The organism is Endozoicomonas sp. SESOKO2 (assembly GCF_024606245.1).
GTDB lineage: Bacteria > Pseudomonadota > Gammaproteobacteria > Pseudomonadales > Endozoicomonadaceae > Endozoicomonas_A.
Genome location: NZ_JAHHPQ010000771.1, coordinates 1 through 2,637, shown reverse-complemented (window position 1 = coordinate 2,637; position 2,637 = coordinate 1). Strand labels below are relative to the sequence as shown.

General features: G+C 46.3%; 2 protein-coding genes. Both read right to left on the bottom strand.

The features are described from left to right. The coding region (locus KDK17_RS18385) for a hypothetical protein (protein WP_257288750.1) at nucleotides 1-2,134 on the bottom strand (2,134 nt) is incomplete at its 3' end. Between the two features lie 249 nt (nucleotides 2,135-2,383). Next, nucleotides 2,384-2,637: hypothetical protein (locus tag KDK17_RS18380; RefSeq protein ID WP_257255434.1), on the bottom strand; the 254-nt coding region annotated here is incomplete at its 5' end.

Below are 2,637 nucleotides of genomic sequence, written 5' to 3'. Positions count from 1 at the left end.
GGAACAGTTCCGTACTGAACTCACCATTCTTGTCTTTCCATTCAGGCCAGCCCAGAACCATTTTCACTTCCTCATGGTTTAGCATGCCCTTGCTGGTATTCATGGACGAGAAGGTGCGGAACCGCACGATGTTGAATTGGCCATCTTTGTCTTTCCATTCAGGCCAGTCCAGTACCTCTTTCACTTCCTCATGGTTGAGCATGCCTTTGCTACTGTTCATGGATGAGAAGGTGCGAAATAGCTCCATATTGAACTCGCCGTCCTTGTCTTTCCATTCAGGCCAGCCCAGTACCTCTTTTACTTCCTCGTGTTTGATGATGCCTTTTGTGTTGTACATGGACGAGAAGGAGCGGAATAGCTCCATATTGAACTCGCCATCCTTCTCTTTCCATTCCTGCCAGCTCAGCACCTCTTTCACTTCCTCATGTTTGGGAATGCCTTTTGTGTTGTACATAGACGAGAAAGAGCGGAACAACTTCATGTTGAACTTGCCATCCCTGTCTTTCCATTCAGGCCAGTCCAGCACCGCTTTCACTGCCTCATGTTTGGGTACGCCCCGGCCATTGTTCATGGTCGCGAAAGAGCGGAAAAGCTCCTTATTGAATTCGCCAGTCTTGTCTTTCCATTCAGGCCAGCCCATCAACTCTTTCACTTCTTTATGTTCGGGCACGCCTTTGCCATTATTCATGGACGATAAGGAAGTCAATACATCCAGAGTCGCTAAATATTCGAGCTCACCCTGGCTATGTTCAGCAAAATCACGTATGTATTTTTTTTTATTTTTTAGCATGCTCGTGAGCATGCCTGTATTTTTGATGGTTTCAGGAACGTGCTCAAAAAAAGCGATCGTATTATCGAAGAAACCATTAAAAGACCTTCTATCTACGAATCCAAGCATTTTATAAAAAGTGTACTTGGCAGTGATGTTTTTTTTATTGAATACCCCTATCAGGGTTTGTGCTTTTTCCAGCTCTTCCTCGCTCAATTTGTATTTGATATTTTTTTTCATTTTTTCCAATGGGTCATCGTAGATCTGAGTGTCTGCCTGTTTCCTTTTTTTGGTCGGTGGTGCAGCAACTGCTTTTGAATGATTTCTCTTTCTACCCGAGCCCTTGTTTTTTTTTCGAGCAGGTTCTGATGAATCCGGCTCTGTTTCTTCCCCGGTTTCTCTTGCTCTTTTTATACCCTTAGTACCCGACAGGCACTTGTTGCAAATAAATGCCGAAGCTGTTGCCTCATTCGCTATACGACTTAATTCCTGTTTATTCAGTACCTTGTTACACTTCGAACAAGTCACAGCTGGCTCCCCAATATTCTGCTCAGCTGACGGGGTCATTGGATCATCGCCTCCGTGACCACTGCCGCCTGTTGAACGAATTCTCTGGCTAATGGTAGCGGCTCCGAACATCTGGCCTGTTGTCGCGGTAGTTGAGACTTTGATTATTCTGGAGGGTTGATTCTTTTTCCTGGTACCCGCCTGCCGACCAGAATATCTGCAAGAAGTGATCTCACTGTAAACAATGAGTTCCTTATCATGCTCTGCCAACCATCTCTGAATCAGCCCCGGATGCATCGTGTCAGGATCTGATCCTTTCAGATCGAGAAGGTCCGCTTCAATCACCCTGATCCGATCTGACAAAATCCGTGTCAGCGTGGTTTGGCCCGTCATAATCGCCCATAGCCGTTTGATACGAAGCATTCGTAGCAGTTGCCTTTTTTGTTGCAGGCATTTTTGAACAGGGGCCAGAGCAGGGGTAAGTTCAGGCTGGGGCTCCGGGTCAGGATTCCAGTTGTTTCCGCCGGGTGGCTTGCCTCCATCGTTTACGTCGGCAGCAACTATGGCGAGCGGTGAAGTGGAAAAGTGCTTCAGGGCTTCAAGGGACATAACCATCTGGTCAATGTGGCGTGTTTGCTTCATGGGCCAAATGGGTAGGGGAGGCAATTGGAGTGACGCAGCAGGACTGTTATTCGGCAGCAGCTTTAGCAAATGGGGAGGGTGTTGCATAAACCCTACCGGATGAGGATTGGGCGGTTCAGGTTCAACCAACTGATTGGCATATAAGAAACGGGCTGGTAGCGAGTTTGAGTCGACTAATCCCATTGCAGGCAGCGACTTCCCAAACATTATGGTCACTGACAGAAGCAGTGATCGGACCATCGAGCAGGCAGTTTTGTTTTTTTGTGAGCGTCCCATAGACTCAGGACCATTGATTGACCTTTGTTATTTGCACCGGAATGTATAGCACCTTCCTGCTCAGCGTGCCATGAACGGAGTTGGTGAAGAAGGTGTTTTTTTAAATGAGCGGGTTTGCTCGAAGGAAGCTTTCATTAAACGACTTATGACATATGATATCTGATGGGTCAGATTGAAGGCATAAGCCCATTAGAAAATACTCCCACACTCATCAAGTAACTCTAATTCCTGACAACTCTGATAAACATCAGGATCAACCACTGATAATAAAGGTTCTCGACTTTTTAACCGCTTTATTTCGCTGCATGCCTGTTGCCTCCATCCCTCGAGTATGTGGTCAGAGATGTCGATTTTGGCTTTTTTAAGGACGGTCACTATATGCATAAGTTCCATTTCATCCCTGTACCCGTCCAGTAATGTCAGTATTTCGATGTCAAAAACTT